The sequence below is a fragment of the Mixta mediterraneensis genome, assembly GCF_030283135.1.
GTDB lineage: Bacteria > Pseudomonadota > Gammaproteobacteria > Enterobacterales > Enterobacteriaceae > Pantoea > Pantoea mediterraneensis.
On the sequence record NZ_JASUAZ010000124.1, the window covers coordinates 1 to 1,562 of the forward strand.

The following is a 1,562-nucleotide window of genomic DNA, read 5'->3' on the forward strand; positions in this document are numbered from 1 at the left end:
GTAAAACACTAATCTCCACTCTGGTCTCCAATGTCATCATTGGCAGTGCCTTAAAACTGCCATTTTTACCCTAGGTGGGTCAGATTTACATCGGCAGGTGGGCCAGTTTTACATCGGTAGCGACAGCCAGCCCGGCAAAGGTCGTAACGTATGGTTCTGTACCGGCTATACGCTGGCGTCCGATCGCACCAGCTGCGTGGCGCTACACGATTGTGATATTGTCACCTACGAACGCGGTATGCTGGCGCGCCTGCTTTATCCCCTGGCCAATCCCTCATTCCAGTATGAGTTTTGTAAAGGCTTCTATGCCCGGGTAGCTGACGGTAAGTTAAATGGTCGTGTCGGACGCTTGCTGGTAGGCCCGCTGCTGCGTTCGCTGCAAAAAGTTTACGGTCACTCCGAGTATATTGAATATCTTTCCAGCTTCCGCTATCCGCTCTCGGGTGAATTTGCTATGCGTACTCACGTGCTGAACGGCATCAAAATTCCGGGTGACTGGGGACTGGAGATTGGTGTGCTGTCGGAAATTTACCGTAACTATACGACCCGGCAAATTTGTCAGGTAGAAATTGCGGATAATTACGATCATAAGCATCAGCCGCTGGCTGAAGATGATGGTACCGGCGGGTTAAAACGTATGAGCAATGACATCGTACAGTCACTGCTGCGTAAGCTTGCCACTATGGGCGTGCCGCTAACCAGCGATTCGTTCCGCGTCCTGAAAGCCACCTATTACCGCAATGCGCTTGATATGATGGAAATCTACAATCACGAAGCCACGATGAACGGTCTGAAATTCGAACAGCACGTTGAAGAAGCGGCGGTAGAGATGTTTACGCAGTCGATTCTCGAAGCGGGCCAGGCGTTTATTGAACGCCCAAACGACAAGCCATTTATTCCGAGCTGGAGTCGCGTTCAGTCTGCTTTCCCGGACATTCTACAGCGCATTTATCAGGCTGTTGAAGACGATAACGAAGGCAACGTTTAATGCCGACGCGGAAGCGGCCTGGGGTTTTCCAGCGAAAACCTGCGGTCCGCTTCCGTTTCCGACTGCCTGTAATAACGCAAGGCTGTCTTAACTCGCCCTCTGTTGAGGCGGCGTCGAATGACTGAGTTCGTCAGAACGGAAGGCTTCACTTCGTACCGCGTAACCGTCATACCAACGGCACTCTACCATGCCGCTGGCATGGCCGGTTACTACCATCATTTGTCCGTCTTCCTTATGCTGAACCTCATCACTGATTGCAAAAACCATGCTGCGCCCCTCCTGAATGATTTTAATTAGACCGTTTTCTTTATAGCAGGAGAAAAAGAGTCTTGCCTGTTACGGCGCGCAGAAAATTGGTAAATTCAGAATTAAGCAGAAGGAAATATTGAAAATAAAAAAAGCGGATAAAAATTATTATCCGCTTTGAGGAAACATTACCCTGTTATATTAAATGTACTAGCTCAGACCTGATCTGACAGTTACCGGTTATTTATACAGGTGTCTGTCAGATTAAATCTGGTTCAGATTCTTTTCTGCCCAGACCCGTTTTCCATCAAGTAACGTGGCCATTGGC

Annotated in this window: 1 protein-coding gene and 1 pseudogene; one reads left to right on the forward strand and one right to left on the reverse strand. The window is 49.0% G+C overall.

Translation table 11 applies throughout. The features are described from left to right. Positions 1–118: 118 nt before the first annotated feature. A pseudogene (locus QRY16_RS21895) lies at positions 119–988 on the forward strand (glycosyltransferase family protein); the annotation flags it as partial. 87 nt (positions 989–1,075) lie between these two features. Here the strand turns inward: QRY16_RS21895 and QRY16_RS21900 are convergent. Then, on the reverse strand, positions 1,076–1,255 hold the full coding sequence (locus QRY16_RS21900; protein ID WP_193403965.1) for a YodC family protein: 180 nt from the start codon (positions 1,253–1,255) through the stop codon (positions 1,076–1,078). Positions 1,256–1,562 lie beyond the last annotated feature (307 nt).

Excerpts from the sequence above, each read along its gene's own strand:
- QRY16_RS21900 (WP_193403965.1), bottom strand. The coding sequence starts at position 1,255 with ATGGTTTTTGCAATCAGTGATGAGGTTCAGCATAAGGAAGACGGACAA.